General features: G+C 72.3%; 20 protein-coding genes. 8 read left to right on the top strand and 12 right to left on the bottom strand.

Annotation, left to right across the window (positions count from 1 at the left end; all coding sequences use genetic code 11):
* Nucleotides 1-4: 4 nt before the first annotated feature.
* The 3 genes from JT721_RS12620 to JT721_RS12630 all read right to left on the bottom strand — a co-directional run bounded on the left by JT721_RS12620 (nt 5) and on the right by JT721_RS12630 (nt 2,323).
* Entirely contained in the window at nt 5-475 is a 471-nt protein-coding gene (locus JT721_RS12620; RefSeq protein ID WP_205473495.1) for a hypothetical protein, read from the bottom strand.
* The gene (locus JT721_RS12625; protein ID WP_205473496.1) at nt 472-1,644 is read right to left on the bottom strand and encodes a site-specific integrase; all 1,173 of its coding nucleotides are present in this window, start codon (nt 1,642-1,644) and stop codon (nt 472-474) included. The genes JT721_RS12620 and JT721_RS12625 overlap by 4 nt, the downstream gene beginning before the upstream one ends.
* Before the next feature lie 211 nt (nt 1,645-1,855).
* Entirely contained in the window at nt 1,856-2,323 is a 468-nt protein-coding gene (locus tag JT721_RS12630; protein ID WP_205473497.1) for a hypothetical protein, read from the bottom strand.
* 158 nt (nt 2,324-2,481) lie between these two features.
* Between JT721_RS12630 and JT721_RS12635 the strand changes: the two genes are divergently transcribed.
* Nucleotides 2,482-2,799: an STAS domain-containing protein gene (locus JT721_RS12635; RefSeq protein WP_205473498.1), complete on the top strand. Its 318-nt coding sequence runs from the start codon at nt 2,482-2,484 to the stop codon at nt 2,797-2,799.
* 105 nt (nt 2,800-2,904) lie between these two features.
* On the opposite strand, the gene JT721_RS12640 is transcribed toward JT721_RS12635, so the two are convergent.
* The 4 genes from JT721_RS12640 to JT721_RS12655 form a co-directional block, all read right to left on the bottom strand.
* A complete protein-coding gene (locus JT721_RS12640) occupies nt 2,905-3,591 on the bottom strand; it encodes a thermonuclease family protein (protein ID WP_205473499.1) in 687 nt (228 codons plus the stop codon).
* A gap of 114 nt (nt 3,592-3,705) precedes the next feature.
* Nucleotides 3,706-4,107 (bottom strand): low affinity iron permease family protein, encoded by a 402-nt coding sequence (locus tag JT721_RS12645; protein WP_205473500.1) that lies wholly within the window; start codon nt 4,105-4,107, stop codon nt 3,706-3,708.
* Between the two features lie 27 nt (nt 4,108-4,134).
* Complete coding sequence (locus tag JT721_RS12650) at nt 4,135-4,971, bottom strand: glycosyltransferase family 2 protein (protein ID WP_240340666.1); 837 nt, start codon at nt 4,969-4,971, stop codon at nt 4,135-4,137.
* Nucleotides 4,972-5,183: 212 nt separating this feature from the next.
* On the bottom strand, nt 5,184-6,752 hold the full coding sequence (locus JT721_RS12655; RefSeq protein WP_205473501.1) for a metallophosphoesterase: 1,569 nt from the start codon (nt 6,750-6,752) through the stop codon (nt 5,184-5,186).
* Between the two features lie 136 nt (nt 6,753-6,888).
* Here JT721_RS12655 and JT721_RS12660 point away from each other — a divergent pair, with 136 nt between their 5' ends.
* Nucleotides 6,889-7,164 (top strand): DUF3263 domain-containing protein, encoded by a 276-nt coding sequence (locus JT721_RS12660; protein WP_205473502.1) that lies wholly within the window; start codon nt 6,889-6,891, stop codon nt 7,162-7,164.
* A gap of 201 nt (nt 7,165-7,365) precedes the next feature.
* Here JT721_RS12660 and JT721_RS12665 read toward each other — a convergent pair whose 3' ends face one another.
* The 4 genes from JT721_RS12665 to JT721_RS12680 form a co-directional block, all read right to left on the bottom strand.
* Nucleotides 7,366-7,638, bottom strand: a complete 273-nt coding sequence (locus JT721_RS12665; protein WP_205473503.1) for a hypothetical protein — start codon at nt 7,636-7,638, stop codon at nt 7,366-7,368.
* Between the two features lie 98 nt (nt 7,639-7,736).
* Nucleotides 7,737-8,840, bottom strand: coding sequence for a potassium channel family protein (locus JT721_RS12670; protein ID WP_307828029.1), 1,104 nt, complete (start codon nt 8,838-8,840; stop codon nt 7,737-7,739).
* Between the two features lie 9 nt (nt 8,841-8,849).
* Nucleotides 8,850-9,758: a YihY/virulence factor BrkB family protein gene (locus tag JT721_RS12675; protein ID WP_205473504.1), complete on the bottom strand. Its 909-nt coding sequence runs from the start codon at nt 9,756-9,758 to the stop codon at nt 8,850-8,852.
* Between the two features lie 747 nt (nt 9,759-10,505).
* Complete coding sequence (locus JT721_RS12680) at nt 10,506-11,867, bottom strand: cation:dicarboxylate symporter family transporter (RefSeq protein WP_205473505.1); 1,362 nt, start codon at nt 11,865-11,867, stop codon at nt 10,506-10,508.
* Between the two features lie 108 nt (nt 11,868-11,975).
* Here JT721_RS12680 and JT721_RS12685 point away from each other — a divergent pair, with 108 nt between their 5' ends.
* Nucleotides 11,976-13,610 carry a sensor histidine kinase gene (locus tag JT721_RS12685; protein WP_205473506.1) on the top strand — a complete coding sequence of 545 codons (1,635 nt, stop codon included), beginning with the start codon at nt 11,976-11,978 and terminating at the stop codon, nt 13,608-13,610.
* On the top strand, nt 13,607-14,287 hold the full coding sequence (locus JT721_RS12690; RefSeq protein ID WP_205473507.1) for a response regulator: 681 nt from the start codon (nt 13,607-13,609) through the stop codon (nt 14,285-14,287). The genes JT721_RS12685 and JT721_RS12690 overlap by 4 nt, the downstream gene beginning before the upstream one ends.
* A gap of 392 nt (nt 14,288-14,679) precedes the next feature.
* Here JT721_RS12690 and JT721_RS12695 read toward each other — a convergent pair whose 3' ends face one another.
* Nucleotides 14,680-16,137 (bottom strand): glycine hydroxymethyltransferase, encoded by a 1,458-nt coding sequence (locus JT721_RS12695; protein ID WP_205473508.1) that lies wholly within the window; start codon nt 16,135-16,137, stop codon nt 14,680-14,682.
* A 400-nt stretch (nt 16,138-16,537) separates the two neighbouring features.
* On the opposite strand from JT721_RS12695, the gene JT721_RS12700 reads away from it, so the two are divergent.
* The 4 genes from JT721_RS12700 (at nt 16,538) to JT721_RS12715 (ending at nt 20,043) form a co-directional block, all read left to right on the top strand.
* A complete protein-coding gene (locus tag JT721_RS12700; RefSeq protein WP_205473509.1) occupies nt 16,538-18,271 on the top strand; it encodes a nitrite/sulfite reductase in 1,734 nt (577 codons plus the stop codon).
* The gene (locus JT721_RS12705) at nt 18,268-18,462 is read left to right on the top strand and encodes a hypothetical protein (RefSeq protein WP_205473510.1); all 195 of its coding nucleotides are present in this window, start codon (nt 18,268-18,270) and stop codon (nt 18,460-18,462) included. The genes JT721_RS12700 and JT721_RS12705 overlap by 4 nt, the downstream gene beginning before the upstream one ends.
* On the top strand, nt 18,459-19,205 hold the full coding sequence (locus JT721_RS12710; protein ID WP_205473511.1) for a phosphoadenylyl-sulfate reductase: 747 nt from the start codon (nt 18,459-18,461) through the stop codon (nt 19,203-19,205). The genes JT721_RS12705 and JT721_RS12710 overlap by 4 nt, the downstream gene beginning before the upstream one ends.
* Before the next feature lie 94 nt (nt 19,206-19,299).
* Nucleotides 19,300-20,043, top strand: coding sequence for a sirohydrochlorin chelatase (locus JT721_RS12715; protein WP_205473512.1), 744 nt, complete (start codon nt 19,300-19,302; stop codon nt 20,041-20,043).
* The last annotated feature ends 120 nt before the right edge of the window (nt 20,044-20,163 follow it).

Genomic DNA, 20,163 nt, shown 5'->3' on the forward strand with positions numbered 1-20,163 from the left:
TGAGTCAGCGTCTCCTTCGTGACTTGCTCCGCGGCTGCTTCTTCGACTTGCTCGCCTGCGCAAGCCGCCAGGCGCGGAGACGCTTCCGCGCTTCCTCGATCTCCTTGTTCTGGCGGCGCGGGCTGTCGTCGGTGCCCTTGTCGTAGCCGTGGAGCAGGAGGATGACCTTCTGGCCGTGGAAGTGCACGAACAGCCGGAGCAGGATCTTCGCGGGCTTCGTCGGCTTGCTCGCGCCGGAGTCGGCGTACAGAGCCTTGATCGTCGCCGCATCGTGTCGGACCCGGAACTCGTGGAGTCCTTCACCGAGGGCCTTCAACCAGGGCGTGCCGGCGAGTGCGATGCCGTCCTTCTCGAGGATCTCCTCGATCGCAGTCGCCAGCGCCTCGAACTCCACCTGGCCGAGATCACCCATCCAGACCTCAACGGGACGCCGACCATCGGCGTCTTCGTAGAACTCGGCGGTCCACGTGCTCACTCGGCCACCGTGCCACTCGGCTCCGACACCAACGCAGAGAGCCGTCGCGCGATCTCGGCGTCGCGGTCGGCGGCGGCGTGCTGGTAGCGCATAGCCGCGCCGGGCGTGGAGTGGCCGAGCCGTCCCATCAGCTCGGCGAGAGTCGCGCCAGTCTGGGCGGCGAGGACGGCGCCGGTGTGGCGGAGGTCGTGCCAGCGGAGATCCGGGCGTCCGGCCTTCTTCCGAGCCGGGTAGTAGACCTTGTAGAGCGTCGACGGCGCCATGTGGGCGTTGCCGTCGGCCGCGGCCGGGAAGAGGAGCGCGTCCTTCCCCGTGGCGACGTGGTTCTTCAGGTGCGCCTTGACGACTGGGATCAGGTGCGGCGGGATCGCGACGTCGCGGACGCCCGCGTCCGACTTGGGCGAGCCGACGATGAACTTCCCGCTGGCACGGACCACGGCACGACGGATGTTGACCCGGTTGTTGCGCAGATCGATGTCGCCGCGGCGCAGCTCGGCCAGCTCGCCGAACCGCATCGCGCACCATGCCGCGAGCAGCGCCATCAGTTGGTAGCGGTCGGGCAGCTCCTCGACGATCTTCGCCAGCTCGTCGAGCGTGGCCGGCCGGACCTGGTGGACGCGCTTCACGTTGCCGGCCCCACGGATGTGCGCCGGGTTGTACGGGATCAGCGGCTTCGGCCGTTCCGATGCCGCCGAGCCGAGGATCGTGCGCAGCAGGCTGTACGCCTGGGCGCGGACGGTCTCCTTGCCGGGCGCGAGCGCGTCGTACCACTTGGTGACGTCCTCGGCGGTGATCCGGTCGAGGCGCTCGTCACCGAAGGTCGGGTAGATGTAGGTGTCGAGCAGCATCCGGTACTGCTGGCGGGTGGTGGGGCGCAGTTCGCGGCCGCGGGTCTTGCGACCCTCGAGCCACAAGTCGCCGTAGTCGCGCAGGAGCGGGACCGATGCGCGGGAGGCACCGCGGGCAGCGGCGTCTGGCGCCCAGACCTCCATCTGGATCTCGGCGCGCCGAGCGGCCAGCCAGGCGACGGCGTCGTCCTTGGCGCCGAAGGTGACCGGAGCGCGGTAGAGCTGGCCGTCGGGACCGGTGTACGCCGCGCGGTAGCGGCCGGACTCGCGCCGCTCGATCCGGCCGAAGCCGCGGCGGGCGCTACTGGTTGCCCGAGCCATCTTGTGTCCTCCCAGTGTCGCCTTTCGGGGAACATACGGGGAACATAGACGTCTGAATCTGTCCGAAGATGGCTTCATCTGTCAGGCGTCAGAAAATCCCGAAAGTGCCCTCTGACCTGCGAGTTTACGCTCAGAACAGTGTCGCCGCGAGGACCAGTGGAGCACCGCTTCTCAAAGGTTCAAACCCAGTATCGCCCACCAGGAAGCAGATTCAGGCCCCATCGCCCCCACCGGGGACGGTGGGGTCTTTTCGTCGCGAGCCGATCGCGGCGAGCTGATGGGCGGAAATGAACGACGGATTGCTTCCGGCGGGCATCCGCAGCACCTCGATCCGCGACAGGACCGGGTGGGCGAGCAACTCGGTCCGGAAGATCGGCGGGTCGAGGGGCTCGAGCTCGACGGGCATGACCAGCTGGGACTCGTCGTGGGAGACCGGGCCGGTCGTGCGGCCGTGCGCGTAGATGCCGGCGGGAGTGACGGCTGAGCTGCCGCTGACCCAGAGCAGCAACGGCTGGTCGAGGGCCACCAGGTCGGTGCGGTACGACGGGCGGACGCAGCGGGTGGTGACCGTGCGGAAGCCGGTGCGGAGGAGGTGGGGTACGTCGGTGGCCGCCGGGTCGACCTTGAGCAGCCAGGCGCCGAAGTTGTCGGCGGTGACGGCGCGGGTCTGGGCGGGCACGGCCCGAGCGTGGCACAGCCCACGATGGGGATGTGCGGCTGTCACCCTGCAGGGTGGGCCGGAGGGCGAGCAGGCCGCGTACCGTCATGAGCACCGAGAGTGTCCGTGCTGCGTCGTCAGGGCCGCCGTTCCCGGCCCACCGTCACTCGGGAGCAGACATGAACCAGACCATCACGTACGACCACCGCGCCGACGTCGCCGTCGACGGCGACTTCGACCTCGCCGAGGTGCTCGGCATCCGCAGCAAGCTGGGGCGCCTGCTCGACGAGGGGCAGGTCGCGATCGACGTCGACCTCTCCGGCGTGAGCTTCATGGACTGCGCCGCCCTCAACGTGCTGCTGTGGGCGCACGCCGCCACCGGCCACGTGGGTGGGGAGCTGCGGATCGTCAAGGTCAGCGACACCGCCCGCCGGTTCCTCGACCTGGGGGCCGGCGTGAAGCCGTACCCGGCCGGGGCGCTCGCGCTGCCCGCCTGAGGCTGGTTGCGGCCGACCTTCGGCTCGCGGGGTTTCGAGACGGGACTTCGTCCCTCCCCAACCAGCGGCGACGGGACTTCGTCCCTCCTCAACCAGCGGCGCGGGTCACCAGCAGGTCTTCCAGCTGCCCCGGTTCGTACGACGCGCCGTCGACTCCGTCGACCGGTACGACGCCCGACGCTCGAAGCTGCGGCCGACCACCAGGACCCGGGCCATGCCGCGGCGCAGCTGGGCCAGGCCGACGTCCTTGCCGCCGTTCTTGAGCACGTAGCGCAGCAGCCGGCCGTGCTTGTCCTTGTCGGGCTGGGGACCGTCGACGACGAGCACGACCCGGGTGCCGACGGGGAGCACCTTGCGCAGCAGGCGGCTGGCCGCGACGGCGCCGCACTCGGGGCCACGCAGCTCCGGGGTGTCGACCCCGACGAGCCGGACGGTGGCGCGGCGTCCGGTGGCGAACCGCACCACCACGGTGTCGCCGTCGAGCACGCTGACGATCCGGGCCGGCTGGCGCCGCGGCGGGGTCGCCGGGGCCGGCTGTCCGCCGCCACCCTGGTTGGTCGAGCACGGACACGGCAGCGTCTCGCAGGCCAGCCCGTCGCCCTCGGAGTCGAGGTTGTGGGGGTCGGAGTGCGGGCCGCCGTTGGCGACGTAGAACTGCTGGGCCGCGGCCTGGTTGGCGAAGTCGCCGCAGTCGCGGTCGGCCGCCTGCGCGGGCGCGGCGGCGAACGCGACGAGCGCTCCCGAGACGGCGAGGAGCGCGGTGAGGGCGCGCACGGCCAGGGTCTGCAGCATGAGGGGTCCCTCCCAGGACGACGAGAGACCGCGAGGCTAGGTGGTCACCGCTCCCGCGCGACACCCGTTCGGAGCCGAACCACCCGAAGACGTCAGCGCAACCATCGGGAGTGACTAGTGCCGCTCCTCCAGGCCCACGGCGTCGCGCAGCCGGCGCACCGACTCCGCCAGCGACTCGTCGTCACGCGCCCGCGACTCCATCAGGTCCGAGAGCGCCTCGGCGATCACGTTGAGCTTCTCCTGCGCGGCCTCCTCGGCGCGCCGCCCGGAGTTCTCCAGCAGCACCAGCAGCAGCAGCGAGACCACGCTCGAGACGGTGTGGATCGCGACCTGCCACGCCTTGAGGTCGACCCACAGCGGCAGGCTGACCAGCCACACCAGCACGATCGCCAGGCAGACGAAGAAGAACGGCGCTGCGCTGACGTGGCCGTAGACCGCCTCGACGAACCGGTCGAACGGCGACCGCCCGTCGGCTCGGGCCCGGTCCTCTGCGGCGTCGCTGCGCGGCTGCTCCATCGCCGGAGCGTACGCCGCGCAGGCGACTCAGGCGGCGACCGGCTCGCGCTCGGCGGCCGACTGGTGCACGGACATCCCGGCGGCGGCCTGCGAGCGGCGCAACCGGCGGGCCCGGCGGCGCTCGGTGAGCAGGGTGCGCAGCACCCGGAAGCCGTCGGAGATGGCGCGCAGGTTGGACTCGCCGAAGATCCGCAGCCGCTCCATCGAGGCGACCTCGGTGGTGCGGGCACCAGCGGCGGCGAACCGGCAGGCGATGACGGTCTCGATCTCGAAGCCGTCGCCCCACAGCATCGAGCCGTCGGCCGGCGCGGGCAGCGTGTGGTCGGGCAGGTCGAGCACGGCGACCTGGTCGGCCCAGAAAGCGTTGTAGCCGTAGCAGAGGTCGGTCCAGCTGCTGCGGAACATCCGGTTGAAGATCCGGTTGAGGAACCAGTTGCCGGCCGAGCGGAACGGCGTGATGTCGGCGCTGCCCCCGCCGGGGGCGAACCGCGACCCCTTGGCGAAGTCGGCGCCGGCGACCAGGGCAGCGACGAACCTCTCGATCTCGGCCGGGTCGGCTGAGCCGTCGGCGTCGTACATCACCACGATGTCGCCGGTGACCGCGGCGAAGCCGGCGGCCAGCGCGTTGCCCTTGCCCTTGCGGGTCTGGTGGACCACCCGGATGTCGGGCATCGCCCTGCGGGCGGCCTCGACCGTGCCGTCGACGGAACCGCCGTCGACCAGGATGACCTCGTGGACCGGCGGCAGCTCGGGCAGGACCACGGCGAGGTTGAGCGCCTCGTTGCGGGCCGGCACGACGATGCTGATGGCCGGGTTGTCGGTGTTGCGCGGCGCGCGTACGGCGCCGTCGACGACGGTGTTCATGTTGTTGTATCCCCCAGTGGTCGGCACCGACCCCCCATTGATCGGCGGTGCCTCCTGAGGCCAACGTAGTGCCCCCGAGGGCATGCTCCCAACTCCCCCCGGGTATGTGGCGACGGCCACAGGGGCCGCGAACTCGCAGGTCAGAGCGGGCGCGCAGGGAGGCACACCGAGCCGCTCGCCGCCCGGATTGTTGGTCGAGTGTTGATGGTCTGTTACCGACCTGTGGGCGGGAGCAGCACGCCGCTGCTGTCGGCGAGGCCGCCCGGGGTGACGACCGCCGTGCCGATCGTGTGCGGGTCGGGCGCGACCTTGAGCTTCTTCGGCATCCCGGGTCCGCGGGTCTCCCACAGCCGGCTGCCGTCGGCGGCGTCGGAGAACTGCGCGCGGAAGTCGCGCAGCGCCAGCTCGAGGCGGTCGTCGTAGACGTCGACGAGCAGGTAGTTGGTCAGCCCGAACTGGAACAGGCCGCCGTGCGAGACCTGGGTGACCCCGCCGTGCTCCTTGAGGGTGATGTCGTGGACCTCGCCGGAGAGGTACAGGTCGACGCCGTAGCGCTCGAAGAGCCGCCACAGGTCCGAGCCCGCGCCGCCGGGGTAGTGCAGGGCACTCGAGCCGCGGGTGCGTACCGGCCACAGCACCGGCGTGTGCCCCTGCACGATCGTCCACCGCACGCCGTCGGCCTGGGCCTGGGCGAGCACGCCCTGCAGCCAGCGGCGCTGGGCCGGGTCGAGCCCGATCCGCACCCGCGCCTTGGTGATGTCGAAGGGGTTGATCGTCACGACCTGCACGTCCGGGTGCGGCCGGAAGGCGTACGCCGACGCGGCGTGCGGCCCGCTGGGATGGTCGGCGTAGCGCAGGTGGCCGCTGCGGGTGCGGCCGATCCAGCGGCCGTAGGCCTTCTCGAAGGACTTCGCGAGCGCGCGGCGCTCGGCCGGCCAGGGGTTGTCGCCGTACTCGTGGTCGCCGGCGGCGGTGTGCACCGGCAGCCCGCGCTGGGTGAACCGCTCGAGCCACTGCGGGTAGTAGGTCGCCGCGGCCCGCTTGAGCGCGCGCTTGCGCTCCCGGAGGGTGCGCACCGGCCCGAAGTTGCCGGTGCCGGCGGCGTCGGCGCCCCAGCGCCCGTCGACGAGGTCGCCGGCCACGAGCACGCCGTCGGGGTCGGCCGCCTGCCAGTCGTCGAGCACGACGTCGAGGGCCTTGCGGTAGGCGGGGTTGACGGAGTTCTCCGAGCGGCCGGGGCGCCAGCTGCTCGGGCCACGACGGAGGTCGGCGATGTCGGCGTTGGTGAAGTCGGGGCTGGAGAGCAGCCGCAGCCGGCGCTCCGCGGTGCCGGGGCCGACGCCGACGACGTGCCAGGGCGAGACGTCCTCGCGGCCGGCGAACCGGGCCGTGACCCGCAGCTGCACCCCGCGGGTGCTGCCGACCTCGACCACGAACGGCACCACGCGGTCGGTGCCGGCACGCACCTCGCAGCGCAGCGTGGTCTGGGGCTGGTCGAGGCTGGAGCGCTCGGCGATCACCGAGCTCGCGACGCACGGCGTCGGCACCCGCAGGAACCGGCCGCCGGTCACGACCAGGCCGAGCCGACCGGAGGGTCCGCTGCCCAGCCGCACGTGCCCGGTCTCCACCGAGCCCGCGGGCGAGGAGGTGCCACCGGCGTCCCAGCGGACCTCGAGGTCGCCGGGCGCGGCGTCGGCACCGCCCACCAGGGGCAGGGCGACGGCGACGGCCGCCACGAGGGCGGCCGCGACCGACCGACGGACGCCGTTGACGCGCGCCATGGAGGACTCACTTCCGATCGAGCAGGGTGGACTGGCCACCCTTCCGAGTGAAAGTGGACCATATCAGTAGACTTATATCAGGACCGGGTGGCGAGCCGATTGGCGACCCGGCCCCGACGTTTGACAGGATCAGATCATGGATCAGGACCGGACGCAGGGCGAAACGCTCGGCCAGCGTGAGCGCGACATCCTCGCCTTCGAGCGGGACTGGTGGCGCGGCGGCGACACCAAGGACGCCGCCGTGCGGGAGCGCTTCGACCTGTCCCCCACCGACTACTACCGCACCCTCAACGCGATCATCGACCACCCCGAGGCCCTCGAGCAGGACCCGCTGCTGGTCCGGCGGTTGCGCCGGCTGCGGCTGACCCGGCAGCGGCAGCGCTCGGCGCGCCGCCTCGGCCTGCCGTCCTGATGCGCGTCCTGAGCGCCGTGGCCCCGGCATGGCCCACCCGGTGGTTCGCCTGACCCGTCCGGGCCATTTGCGGCGCGACGGGTTCCGCCCGTCACCGGGACTCCCGTAGAGTTCGTGGTGTCGAACCGCTGGTGACCCGAGACGCCAGCGGTTCGACTCATTTCCGGACGTTCCTCCGGAACGCGTGGCTCGGCCCACGCCTCAGCACGGCGTGAGCAGCTCCGCCGGCAGCCACTCCTCCACCAGCACCCAGTCGTCGACGCGCGCCCGCGCGGCGTACACGACCCGGCCCTGCCAGCCACCCGGACCCTGGCGCCACTCCACCAGCAGGCCCGGCCGCTTCACACCGTCGCCGTCCAGGGCGTCGGCCACCCAGCAGTGCCGGGCCGGGCACGGCACCAGCTCCGGCTCGCCGGCCGGCGCTGCCACGGGCTCGGCCGGCACGGCCGCGCCGGAGCGCACCCGTTCCGCCATCGGCACCCCCCTGCCGCGCCTGCCTGCCATCCCACCGGCCATGGCCCATGGTGACACAGCATCGAACAGATGTTCGAACGCCCCTCGTGGGGGCAGCGTCAGGCGTCGTCGCTGGCGGAGTCCTCCCCGTGGGTGCCGGGGCGGGGCGCCCACGGCAGCTCCTTGGCCGGGCGTACGACGACCAGGCGGTCGCCTCGCGCCAGCACGGTGACGTTGGGGTCGAAGTAGCGGTAGACCTTCTCGTCGCGCACCACCGCGATCACCTGGTCGGGCAGCGACTGGGGCTGCTTGCCGACCTCGGAGACGAGCAGGTCGCGCTCGGCGACCTCGAGGCCCTCGCCGTAGGTCAGCAGGTCCTCCATCACCGAGCCCAGGGTGGGCGAGAGCGACGACAGCCCGAGCAGGCGGCCCACGGCGTCGGAGCTGGTGATCACCGAGTTGGCGCCCGATTGCTTCATCAGCGGCGCGTTCTCCTGCTCGCGGGCGGCGACGACGATCCAGGCGTCGGGGTTGAGCTGGCGCACGGTGAGCGTGGCGAGCACGTTGGAGTCGTCGCGGTCGGTGGTGATGATGACCTGGTCGGCCTCCGCGACCCCGGCCCGGCGCAGCACCTCGCGGCGGGTGGCGTCGCCGGTGACGACCGCCAGCCCGTCGGCGTGGGCGTCGCTGAGCGCGATCGAGCTGGGGTCGACGACGACGACCGACTCGCGGTCGAGCCCGTTGTTGACCAGCGTCTCGACCGCGCTGCGCCCCTTGGTGCCGTAGCCGACGACGACGACGTGGTGTCCCATGTTCTTCCTCCAGCGGGCGACCCGGAACATCTCGCGGCCCTGCGAGGCGAGCACCTCGAGGGTGGTGCCGATCAGCAGGACCAGGAAGCCGATCCGGGCGGGGGTGATGACGAACGCGTTGATCAGGCGCGCGCCGGTGGCGTCGGGCGCGATGTCGCCGTACCCGGTCGTGCTGAGCGTGACGGTCGTGTAGTAGATCGCGTCGACGAGGTCGACGTCGTAGTCGGGCGGGTCGTTGTTGTCGCGGTAGCCGTCGCGGTCGAACCAGACCAGCAGCACGGTGCCGACCAGGATCCCGACGGCCAGCAGCAACCGCCGGGCCAGCTGCCACCACGGCGAGCGGACTCGGTCGGGGAGGGAGACCTGCTCGTAGGACCGGGCCGCGCTCGGTGGGTTCGACGGCTCGGGCACGCGTCGAATCTAGTCCACGGTCTCCCCGCGGGCGCGCCGCGTCGCCCGCTGGGGGAAGACCGTGTCGAACGCCGCGTTGACCGCCGCGCCGATCAGCACCGCGATCGCGACCAGGTAGAGCCAGAACAGCACCGCGATCGGGGCCGCCAGCGGGCCGTAGATCGACCTGCTGTCGGCGGCGGTGACGGTCAGCACCCAGCGCAGCGCGTAGGACCCGAAGATCCAGGCGAACAGCGAGAAGACCGCCCCCGGCAGGTTGAAGCTCCAGTTAGTCTTCACCGGCACCGACACGTGGTAGAGCGTGGCCAGGAAGCAGATGCAGACGATGCCGACCACCGGCCAGTAGAAGGTCAGCAGGAAGTCGAGGTCGTCGGGCAGCGAGCGGCGGATCAGGCTCGGCCCGGCGAGCATCAGCGGCAGGGCGGCGACGCCGGTGACCAGGGCCAGGACGTAGAGGCCGAACGACAGCGCGCGGGTCTTGACGATCCCGCGGTGCCCGCCGAGGCCGTGCATGATCGTGATGGTGTCGACGAAGACGTTGAGCGCCCGCGAGCCCGACCACAGGGCCAGCACGAAGCCCAGCGAGATCACGTCGAACCGGCCGCCGCGCAGCACGTCGTTGAGGGTCGGCCGGATCACCTCGTCGACCGCGCGGTCGGTGAGCAGCCGCGCGGAGAAGTCGGCGATCGCGTTGCGCATCTGGTCGACCTCGTCGGGGTTGAACTGCGCGGTGACGTAGCCGATCGCCCCGGCCAGGGCGAACAGCAGCGGCGGCACCGACAGCACGGCGAAGAACGCGCCCTCGGCCGCCAGCCCGGTCACCCGGTGGCGCAGGCAGCTCGACACGGTCGAGACCACCAGCCGCCACGCCACATCGGCCGCCCCGGCCGCGGACCTGCGCCCGGGCTCCGCGACCATGCGGCCTACGGTATCGACCCGCGACCCCCCGGCCGGGTCGGCGCGCGCGCCCGTCGCTGGTCGAGGTGCGAGGAGCCCTGGCGACGAGCCTCGAGACCCGGCGAGACAACAGGCCTCTCGTGCCCACCGCGAGCGGGCCGAGTTCCGCCGAGCCGTCGTCAATTGACGCCGGGTCGGCGCACCCGGGTGACAACTAGCGCCGGGTCGGCGCACCCGGCCCGCAGCCATGGGACTGTCAGCGTTCGGGTGCGCGGGTTTCGAGGCTCGCTCCGCTCGCACCTCAACCAGCGCCCGCCCACCGCTGGTCGAGCAGCGAGCGCCAGCGAGCGTCGTCGAGACCCGGTGCGACGAAAGCCCTCCGCAGGGCGTTCGGGTGCGCCCACCGCTGGTTGAGGAGGGACGAAGTCCCGTCTCGAAACCCGGTGAGCCGAGAGCCCTGTCCTTCCCACCGGAGGGCGGTCGGGTGCGCGGGTTTCGAGGCTCGCTCCGCTCGCACCTCAACCAGCGCCCGCCCACCGCTGGTCGAGCAGCGAGCGCCAGCGAGCGTCGTCGAGACCCGGTGCGACGAAAGCCCTCCCGTTCCCACCGGAGGGCGTTCGGCCGGCTGGGGTCTCGACGGACGCTCCTCGCTGGCGCTCGTCGCTGCTCGACCACCGGTGCCTCGAACCCGGTGAGCCGAGAGCTTCCCGTCCCCACCGGAGGGCGTTCGAGTGCGGGGGTTTCGAGACAGTCGCCGACGCAGCTTCCTCAACCGGCGACGAGTGAGGGCTCCTTCGTCTCCTCGGGGGTCTCCTCCTCGTCGTCGAGCATGGTGTCCTCGTCGAACGGGTCGTCGCCGGCGAGGACGGTGTCGAGGCGGCCGCGGTCGAGGCCGCCGGTCCAGTGGCCGATCAGCACGGTCGCGACGGCGTTGCCGGCGAAGTTGGTGACCGCGCGAGCCTCCGACATGAAGCGGTCGATGCCGACGATCAGGCCGACGCCGTCGACCAGCTCCGGCCGGTGCGAGCTGAGCCCACCGGCCAGGGTGGCCATGCCGGCGCCGGTGACCCCGGCGGCGCCCTTGGAGGCGATGATCATGAACACCAGCAGGGAGATCTGCTCGCCGATCGACAGCGGGTCGCCCAGCGCCTCGGCGATGAACAGCGAGGCCATCGTGAGGTAGATGGCGGTGCCGTCGAGGTTGAAGGAGTAGCCGGTCGGCACGACGACGCCCACCGTGGGCTTGTCGACACCGGCGTGCTCCATCTTGGCGATCAGCCGCGGCAGCGCCGACTCCGAGGAGGAGGTGGAGACGATGAGCAGGAACTCGCGGGCGAGGTACTTCAGCAGGGTGAAGATGTTGACCCCGGTCGCGAGCTTGAGGATCGCGCCCAGCACCAGGAACACGAAGAGGAAGCAGGTGACGTAGAAGCCGACCATCAGCACCGCCAGGCTCTTCAGCGCCTCGAGACCGGTCTCGCCGACCACCGCGGCGATCGCGCCGAACGCACCGATCGGCGCGGCCCACATGATCATCGCCAGCACCCGGAAGACCAGTCGCTGCACGTGCTCGACGCCGCGGAGCACCGGCTTGCCGCTCGCACCCATCTTCTGCAGCGCGAAGCCGACCAGGAGGGCCACCAGCAGCGTCTGCAGCACCTCGCCGCTGGTCAGCGCCGAGAGCATCGAGTCGGGGATGATCCCCAGGAGGAACTCACTGGTGCTGGAGTGGGAGTCGGCGGCCTGGGCCTGACCGGCACTGGCGACGTCGTCGTCGAGCCGGAGGCCCTCGCCAGGCTTGAGCAGGTTGCCGACCACCAGGCCGATGGCGAGCGCGACCGTCGACATGGTGATGAAGTAGCCGAGCGCGAGCCCGCCGACCTTGCCGACCCGGGCGGCGCTGGCCACCGAGCCGACTCCGATCACGATCGTGCAGAAGATGACCGGCTGGATCATCATCTTGATCAGGTTGACGAAGCCCTCGCCCAGCGGCTTGAGCTGCTTGGCGAAGTCGGGTGCCACCGCTCCGACCAGCACGCCGAGGCCGACCGCCACGATGACGGCGATGTAGAGGTAGTGGGTCCGGTTGCGGGGCGCGGTGGCGCGCCCTTCCGAGGTGCTGCTGGACATGGATCCTCCTTGGACGCCGGGGTCGTCCCGGTCGGTACCCACCCTTGGCGGCGGTGTGACCCCCGTCACCGTTCTGGTCGTTGAGTTCGCGGGTGCCACACTCCCCCCATGCGACGTCCGTCCCCCGAACGACGTCCCGGGCGACACCTCTCCGTCGCCCGGCAGGTGCTGCTGCTCCAGGTGCTGGTCGTCGTGGTGCTGGTCGTCGTCTCCGGCGCCCTGGCGGTCCACGACGCCCGCAGCGACGCGCGCACCAGCGCCACCGACCAGGCCGTCTCGGTGGCCGAGGCGGTGGCCGACTCCCCCACGGTGCTCGAGGCGCTGGCCACCGACGACCCCTCGACCGTGCTGCAGCCGTACGCCGAGGAGGTGCGGCGCGACACCGGGGTCGACTTCGTGGTCGTGATGGGGCTCGACCGCACCCGGTTCAGCCATCCCGACCCCGCCCAGCTGGGGCGCCCGTTCGTCGGCGACCTGGGTGGGGCGCCGTCGGGCCGGGTCTTCACCCAGCAGTACACCGGGACGCTCGGGCCCTCGATGCGCGCGGTCGTGCCGGTGCTCGACGACGCCGACACCGTCGTCGCGCTGGTCTCGGTGGGCATCACCGTGGCCGAGATCGACGAGCGGGTCCGCGACGACCTGGCGCTCGTCGGCGTCGCCGCAGCCCTGGTGCTGGCCGCCGGCCTGCTCGGCGCCTGGCTGGTCTCGCGACGGCTGCGACGCCAGACCCACGGGCTCGGCGAGCGCGAGATCACCCGGATGTACGAGTACTACTCGGCGGTGCTGCACGCGGTGCGCGAGGGCCTGCTCCTGCTGGACCTCGACGGCCGGGTGCAGCTGGTCAACGACGAGGCGCGGCGGCTGCTCGACCTGCCGGCCGACGTCGTGGGCCGCTCGATCGACGACCTCGGGCTCGCGCCCGCGCTGGTCGCGGCCGCGGTCGGCCGCACGGCCGGGGCCGACGACCTGTTCCTCGCCGGCGACCGGGTGCTGGTGGTCAGCACCTCCCCCGCGACCTGGCAGGGCCGCGAGGTCGGGGCGGTGGTGACGCTGCGCGACCACACCGAGCTGCGGTCGGTCACCGGCGAGCTCGACGTGGTGCGCGGCCTCACCGAGTCGCTGCGGGCCTCGCACCACGAGGCCGCCAACCGGCTGCACACCGTGGTGTCGCTGATCGAGCTCGGCCGGGCCGAGGAGGCCGTCGAGTTCGCGACCGAGGAGCTCCAGGTCGCCCAGCTGCTCACCGACCGCGTGGTGGCGGCGGTCGGGGACCCGGTGGTCGCGGCGCTGCTGCTCGGCAAGACCGCCGACGCCGCCGAGCGCGGCATCGAGCTCGAGCTCACCGGCGACGTCGAGGCCGGGCTCGACATCCCCTCGCGCGACCTGGTGACCGTGCTGGGCAACCTGGTCGACAACGCCTTCGACGCCGTTGCCGGCTCGGTCAGCCGGGTGGTGCGCGTGCACCTGGCCCATACCGCCGGCCGGCTCGAGGTGCGGGTCGGCGACAGCGGCCCGGGGCTCGAGCCCGTCGACGTCGCGCGGGTGCTGGAGCGGGGCTGGACCACCAAGGCGGCCGCGACCTCCGACGGCGCCGGGCGCGGACTGGGGCTGGCGCTGGTCCGCCAGGTCGCGCGCCGCCACGGCGGCGACGTGGAGGTCGGCCGGTCCGAGCTCGGCGGCGCGCAGTTCACCGTGTGGCTGGCCGCGCCCCGGGCGACCCCGGGGACGGGAGGTGACGCGTGAGCTTCCGGGTGCTGGTGGTCGAGGACGAGCGGCTGGCCGCCGAGGCGCACGCGTCGTACGTCGGGCGGGTGCCGGGCTTCGAGCTGGCCGGGGTGGCCCGGTCCGCCGGCGAGGCGGCCCGGTTCCTGGCGGCCGACCCCGGCGTCGACCTGGTGCTGCTCGACCTGCACCTGCCCGACGGCCACGGCCTCGGCCTGCTCCAGCGGCTGCGCTCGGCCGGTCACCTGTGCGACGTGATCGCGGTGACCTCGGCGCGCGACACCGACGTGGTGCGGCACGCCGTGGCCCACGGCGTGGTCGCCTACCTGCTCAAGCCGTTCGCGTTCCCGACGTTCCGCAGCAAGCTCGAGCAGTACGCCGCCTACCGCGCGCGGCTCGAGGCCGCGCCCGGCGAGGTCGCCCAGGACGAGGTGGACCGGATGATCGGCGCGCTGCGGCCGGCCCCGGCGGCCGCGACCCCGAAGGGCATGAGCGCCGAGACGCTGCGGGAGGTGACCGCCGCGCTGCGCGCCGCCGAGCCCGGGCTGTCGGCCACCGAGGCGGCCGAGCGGGTCGGCGCATCGCGGGTCACCGTGCGCCGCTACCTCGAGCACCTCGCTGACACCGGCCAGGCCCAGCGCCATCCACGTTACGGCGGCAGCGGCCGCCCGGAGGTCGAGTACCGCTGGCGCAGGTGAGCGGCGCAGGTGGTCGACTCCGTCCCCGCCGGAGGGCGCTCGGCCGCCGGGGTTTCGAGACAGTCGCTAGCGCGACTTCCTCAACCAGCGATGGGCGACCACCGCTGGTCGAGGAAGGACGAAGTCCTGTCTCGAGACCCGGCGAGACGACAGCCCTCCCGTCCCCACCGAATGGCGTTCGGCCGCCAGGGGTTTCGAGACAGTCGCTAGCGCGACTTCCTTAACCACCGGCAAGCCACCGCTGGTCGAGGAAGGACGAAGTCCTGTCTCGAGACCCGGCGAGCCGGCAGCCCTCCGGTGGGGACGGCCGGCGTACAGGTGCGCGGGTTTCGAGGCTCGCTTCGCTCGCACCACAACCAGCGCTGGTAACCGCCACCCGGAGCGGACGGAGCTCAGACCAGCTCGAGGCCGGGGTAGAGCGGGTGCTTGTCCAGAAGCTCGGCCGAGGCGTCCTTGACCCGGTCGGCGACGCCGTCGGCCAGCACGTACGACGCCTTCGAGGGCTTGCCGTCCTTGGTGGTGCCGGGCTGGGTGTTGCTCAGCACGTCGACCATCAGCTCGGCGACCCGGTCGAACTCGTCGTGGCCGAAGCCGCGGGTGGTCAGCGCCGGGGTGCCGAGGCGGATGCCGGAGGTGTACCAGGCGCCGTTGGGGTCGGCCGGCACCGAGTTGCGGTTGGTGACGACGCCCGCGTCGAGCAGCGCCGACTCGGCCTGCCGGCCGGTGAGGCCGAACGACGAGACGTCGAGCAGCACCAGGTGGTTGTCGGTGCCGCCGGTGACCAGGTCGGCGCCGCGCTTGACGAAGCCCTCGGCGAGGCTCTGGGCGTTGTCGGCGACCTGCTGGGCGTAGGTCTGGAACTCGGGGCGCCGGGCCTCGGCCAGCGCGACGGCCTTGGCGGCCATCACGTGGCTGAGCGGGCCGCCGAGCACCATCGGGCAGCCGCGGTCGACCGAGGGGGCGTACTCCTCGGTGGCCAGCACCAGCCCGCCGCGCGGGCCGCGCAGCGACTTGTGCGTGGTCGTGGTGACGATGTGCGCGTGGGGCACTGGGTCCTCGTCGCCGGTGAAGACCTTGCCCGCGACCAGGCCGGCGAAGTGGGCCATGTCGACCATCAGCGTGGCGCCGACCTCGTCGGCGATCTCGCGCATCTTCGCGAAGTTCACCCGCCGGGGGTACGCCGAGTAGCCGGCCACCAGCACCAGCGGCTTGAACTCGCGTGCCTTGGCCGCCAGCGCGTCGTAGTCGAGCAGGCCGGTGGTGGGGTCGGTGCCGTACTGCCGCTGGTGGAACATCTTGCCGCTGATGTTGGGGCGGAAGCCGTGGGTGAGGTGGCCGCCGGCGTCGAGGCTCATGCCGAGCAGCCGCTGGTCGCCGAGCTCGCGGCGCAGCGCCTCCCAGTCCGCGTCGGTGAGCTCGTTGACGTTCTTCTTCGCGGCCTTCTCCAGCCACGGGCCCTCGACGCGGTGGGCCAGGATCGACCAGAACGCCACCAGGTTGGCGTCGATGCCGGAGTGGGGCTGGGCGTAGGCGTACTCGGCGCCGAACAGCTCGCGCGCGTGCTCGGCGGCGAGCGCCTCGACGGTGTCGACGTTCTGGCAGCCGGCGTAGAAGCGGTGGCCGATCGTGCCCTCGGCGTACTTGTCGCTGAACCAGGTGCCCATCGTGAGCAGCACGGCCGGCGAAGCGTAGTTCTCGCTCGCGATCAGCTTGAGCGAGCCGCGCTGGTCGGCGAGCTCCTGCCGGGTCGCCTCGGCGATCCGCGGCTCGACCGACGCGATCACCTGGAGGGCGTCGGAGTAGGCGCTGCTGGCAACGCGGTTCAGGTCCTGGGCGTCGAGGTCGGCCATGCCGCTCAGCCTAGTGAGGCCCGCTGGGGCGGCCCAATCCCGACGCGCGGCGTGGACGCCGGTCGGCGGTCCGGGAACACGGCCGGGCGGTGGCGACGTTGGGCGGGTGTGACCTGTGCCGCAACCCGCACCGTCGTACGGCTGCCGTGGAGCCGCGCATCTCACATCGTGGAGCCTGATCTCACATCATGGGATTTCGCCTTGTGGGCAGCCGGTCCGAGGGCTGAGACTCCTTGACATGATCAGCCGCGCGACCCACGCCCACCTCGTGGTACGACGCCACGTGGACTTCGGGCGCACGCGCAGCTCGATGTGTCCGCCTCGCTGAGTCACCTCCCGGCAGACCACCCGGCCCGCGCCCCTCGCGCGGCGCGGCCCCCAGCGAAGGACCACCTCCCGCATGTCCGACCTGCGCTACCAGGCCAAGGCCCCCGTCCACACCGAGATCCCGCGCACCAAGCGCGGTGAGGGTCAGTGGGCGCTCGGCTACACCGAGCCGTTGAACAAGAACGAGCAGTCGAAGAAGGACGACGACCCGCTCAACGTCCGCGACCGGATCCTGCACATCTACTCCAAGCGCGGCTTCGACTCCATCGACCCCGCCGACCTGCGCGGCAGGTTCCGCTGGATGGGCCTCTACACCCAGCGTGCCCCGGGCTTCGACGGCGGCAAGACCGCGATGCTCGAGGAGGAGGAGCTCGACGACCGCTACTTCATGCTGCGGGTGCGCACCGACGGTCGCCTGCTCGCGCCGGCCGCCGTCCGCGCCCTGGGCACGATCGGCGTCGACTTCGCCCGCGACACCGCCGACGTCACCGACCGCGAGAACATCCAGTACCACTGGATCCGGGTCGAGGACGTGCCCACGATCTGGGAGCGGCTCGACGACGCCGGGCTGAGCAGCATCGAGGCGTGCGGCGACTCGCCGCGGCCGTTCCTGGGCTCCCCCGTCGCCGGCGTCGCGGTCGACGAGATCATCGACGGCTCCTCGGCGCTGGAGGAGATCCACCGGCGCTACCTCGGCAACCCCGACTTCTCGAACTTCCCGCGCAAGTTCAAGACCGCGCTGACCGGCCACCCCAGCCACGACGTCTCCCCCGAGACCAACGACGTGTCGTTCGTCGGCACCGTGCACCCCGAGCACGGGCCCGGCTTCGACCTCTGGGTCGGCGGCGGCCTCTCGACCAACCCGATGCTGGCCCAGAAGCTCGGCGTCTGGATCCCGCTCGACGAGGTGCCCGACGCCTGGGAGGCGGTCGCCTCGATCTTCCGCGACTACGGCTACCGCCGGCTCCGCTCGCGGGCCCGCCTGAAGTTCCTCGTCGCCGACTGGGGAGTCGAGAAGTTCCGCGAGGTGATGGAGAAGGAGTACCTCGGCCGCGCGCTGGTCTCCAACCCCTCTCCGCCGTCGCCGGTGGGCCACCGCGACCACGTGGGCGTGCACGAGCAGAAGGACGGCAAGCGCTACGTCGGCATCGCGCCGGTCGCCGGGCGGGTCTCCGGCACGCTGCTGGTGCAGCTCGCCGACCTGATGGAGCGCCACGGCGTCGAGGGCGCCCGGCTGACGCCCTACCAGAAGATCGTGCTGATCGGCGTCGAGCCGGCCGTGGTCGACGCGCTGCTCGACGACCTCGACGCGATCGGGCTGTCGGGCCGGCCGTCGGGCTGGCGGCGCAACACGATGGCCTGCACCGGCATCGAGTTCTGCAAGCTCGCGATCGTCGACACCAAGAACCGCGCCCGCGACCTGGTGGCCGAGCTCGAGCGCCGCTTCCCCGACCTCGACGCCGCGATCACCGTCAACGTCAACGGCTGCCCCAACGCCTGCGCCCGCACCCAGGTCGCCGACATCGGTCTCAAGGGCCAGCTGGTGCTGAACGACGCCGGCGAGCAGGTCGAGGGCTTCCAGGTGCACCTCGGCGGCGCCACCGGCCTGCAGGCCAACTTCGGTCGCAAGCTGCGCGCCCACAAGGTCACCAGCGCCGGGCTCGACGACTACGTCTCCGCGCTGGTCGTCAACTACCTCGCCGACCGCGTCGACGGCGAGTCGTTCACGACGTGGGTGGCGCGCGCCGACGAGGAGCTGCTGCGCGGCGAGAAGACCCTCGAGCCGCTGGGCGGGGTGTCGGCATGAGCGAGCGCGCGGTCCCCTTCCACTGCCCGTTCTGCGGCGAGCAGGACCTGCGCCCCCACGAGGTCGTCTCGGAGTCCGGCGAGGTCACCTCGCCCCACGGGAGCTGGGAGTGCCGCGGCTGCCTGCGCGCGTTCTCGCTGAAGATGCTCGGCCTGGTCCGGCCGCAGCGGGTGCCGGGGGCGACGTCGTGACCGCCGCGACCACCACCTCGGCCCGCAACTACCGCGGCACCGAGACCGAGGGCCGCTCCCCTGAAGAGCTGCGCGCACTGGTGTCGCACTGGGGCGCCGAGCTCGAGCTCGCCCCGGCCGAGCACATCATCGAGTGGGCCGCGGCGACGTTCGGCGACCGGTTCTGCGTGACCTCCTCGATGGGCGACGCCGTGCTCGCCCACCTCGCCTCGACCGTGGTGCCGGGCATCGACGTGGTCTTCCTCGACACCGGCTACCACTTCGTCGAGACGATCGGCACCCGCGACGCGGTGGCCGCCACGCTCGACGTCAACCTGCTCACGATCACGCCCGTGCAGAGCGTGGCCGAGCAGGACGCCGAGCACGGCAAGGACCTCTACCGCACCGACCCCGACCTGTGCTGCGCGCTGCGCAAGGTCCGGCCGCTGGCCGAGTCGCTGTCGTCGTACGACGCCTGGGCGACCGGCCTGCGCCGCGCCGAGACCCACAACCGGGTGATCGCGCCGGTGATCGGCTGGGACGCCAAGAAGGGCAAGGTCAAGGTCTCGCCGCTCGCCCGGTGGACAGACGAGCAGGTGGAGCAGTACATCGTCGAGAACGGCGTGCTGGTCAACCCGCTGGTCTACGACGGCTACCCCTCGATCGGCTGCGCCCCCTGCACCCGCCGGGTCGCTCCCGGTGACGACCCGCGCAGCGGCCGCTGGGCCGGCACCGCCAAGACCGAGTGCGGGATCCACTCATGACGACCACCGTCGTCCCCAGCCCCGCCGCCGACAGCGCCGTCGGACGGAACCACCGCAACCCCACCCCTGTTGCTCACGAGAGGAGGCCGCGCTGATGGCTGCTCCCGCTCTGGTGGCCCTGGCTCACGGAAGCCGTGACCCGCGGTCCGCCGCCACCGTCAAGGCCCTCGTCGCCGAGGTCCGCGCCCTGCGTCCCGACCTCAAGGTCGAGGCCGCGTTCCTCGAACTGTCGAAGCCGTCGTTCCAGACGGTCGTCGACCGGCTGGTCAAGGCCGGCCACGAGGAGATCGTCGTCGTGCCGCTGCTGCTGTCGAACGCCTACCACGCCAAGGTCGACGTGCCCGGCGCGGTGGCCGAGGCCAGCGAGCGCCACCCGGGCGTGCAGGTCCGGGCCAGCGCGATCCTGGGCCTGGAGCCCTGCTTCCTCGAGGTGCTCGACCTGCGCCTGCGCGCCGCGCTCCGCGACGCCCGGGTGCGCGAGCTCGACGCGCTCGTGCTCGCCGCCGCCGGATCCAGCGACCCGCTCGCCAACCAGGCCGTCGCCCGGCTGGCCCGCCAGTGGGGCGCGCACCACAAGCTGCCGGTCAGCGCGGCGTTCGCCTCGAGCGCCCCGCCGGCCACCGGCGAGGCCGTGCGCGCCTTCCGGGCCGAGGGCCGCCGTCACATCGCGGTGGCCTCGCTGTTCCTGGCGCCCGGCTTCCTGCCCGACCGGGCCGCCGAGCTCGCTCTGGAGGCCGGCGCCGTCGCGGTCTCCGACCCCCTCGGCGCCCACCCCGAGCTGGCCCGCACCATCCTGGCCCGCTACGCCGTCGGCGCCGTCGAGCTCGTCCCCGTCTGACCGGCTGGGCCGACCGGCCGGTCCGTCTGGGCCGACCGACCGGTCCGACGCAACTGACTCTTCGCGCCGAGTCGGGGGGGGGTTGAAAGAGGGTCGCCCGAGACCCGGGACACGGGGCGG

This window comes from Nocardioides sp. SYSU D00038 (genome assembly GCF_016924665.1).
GTDB lineage: Bacteria > Actinomycetota > Actinomycetes > Propionibacteriales > Nocardioidaceae > Nocardioides.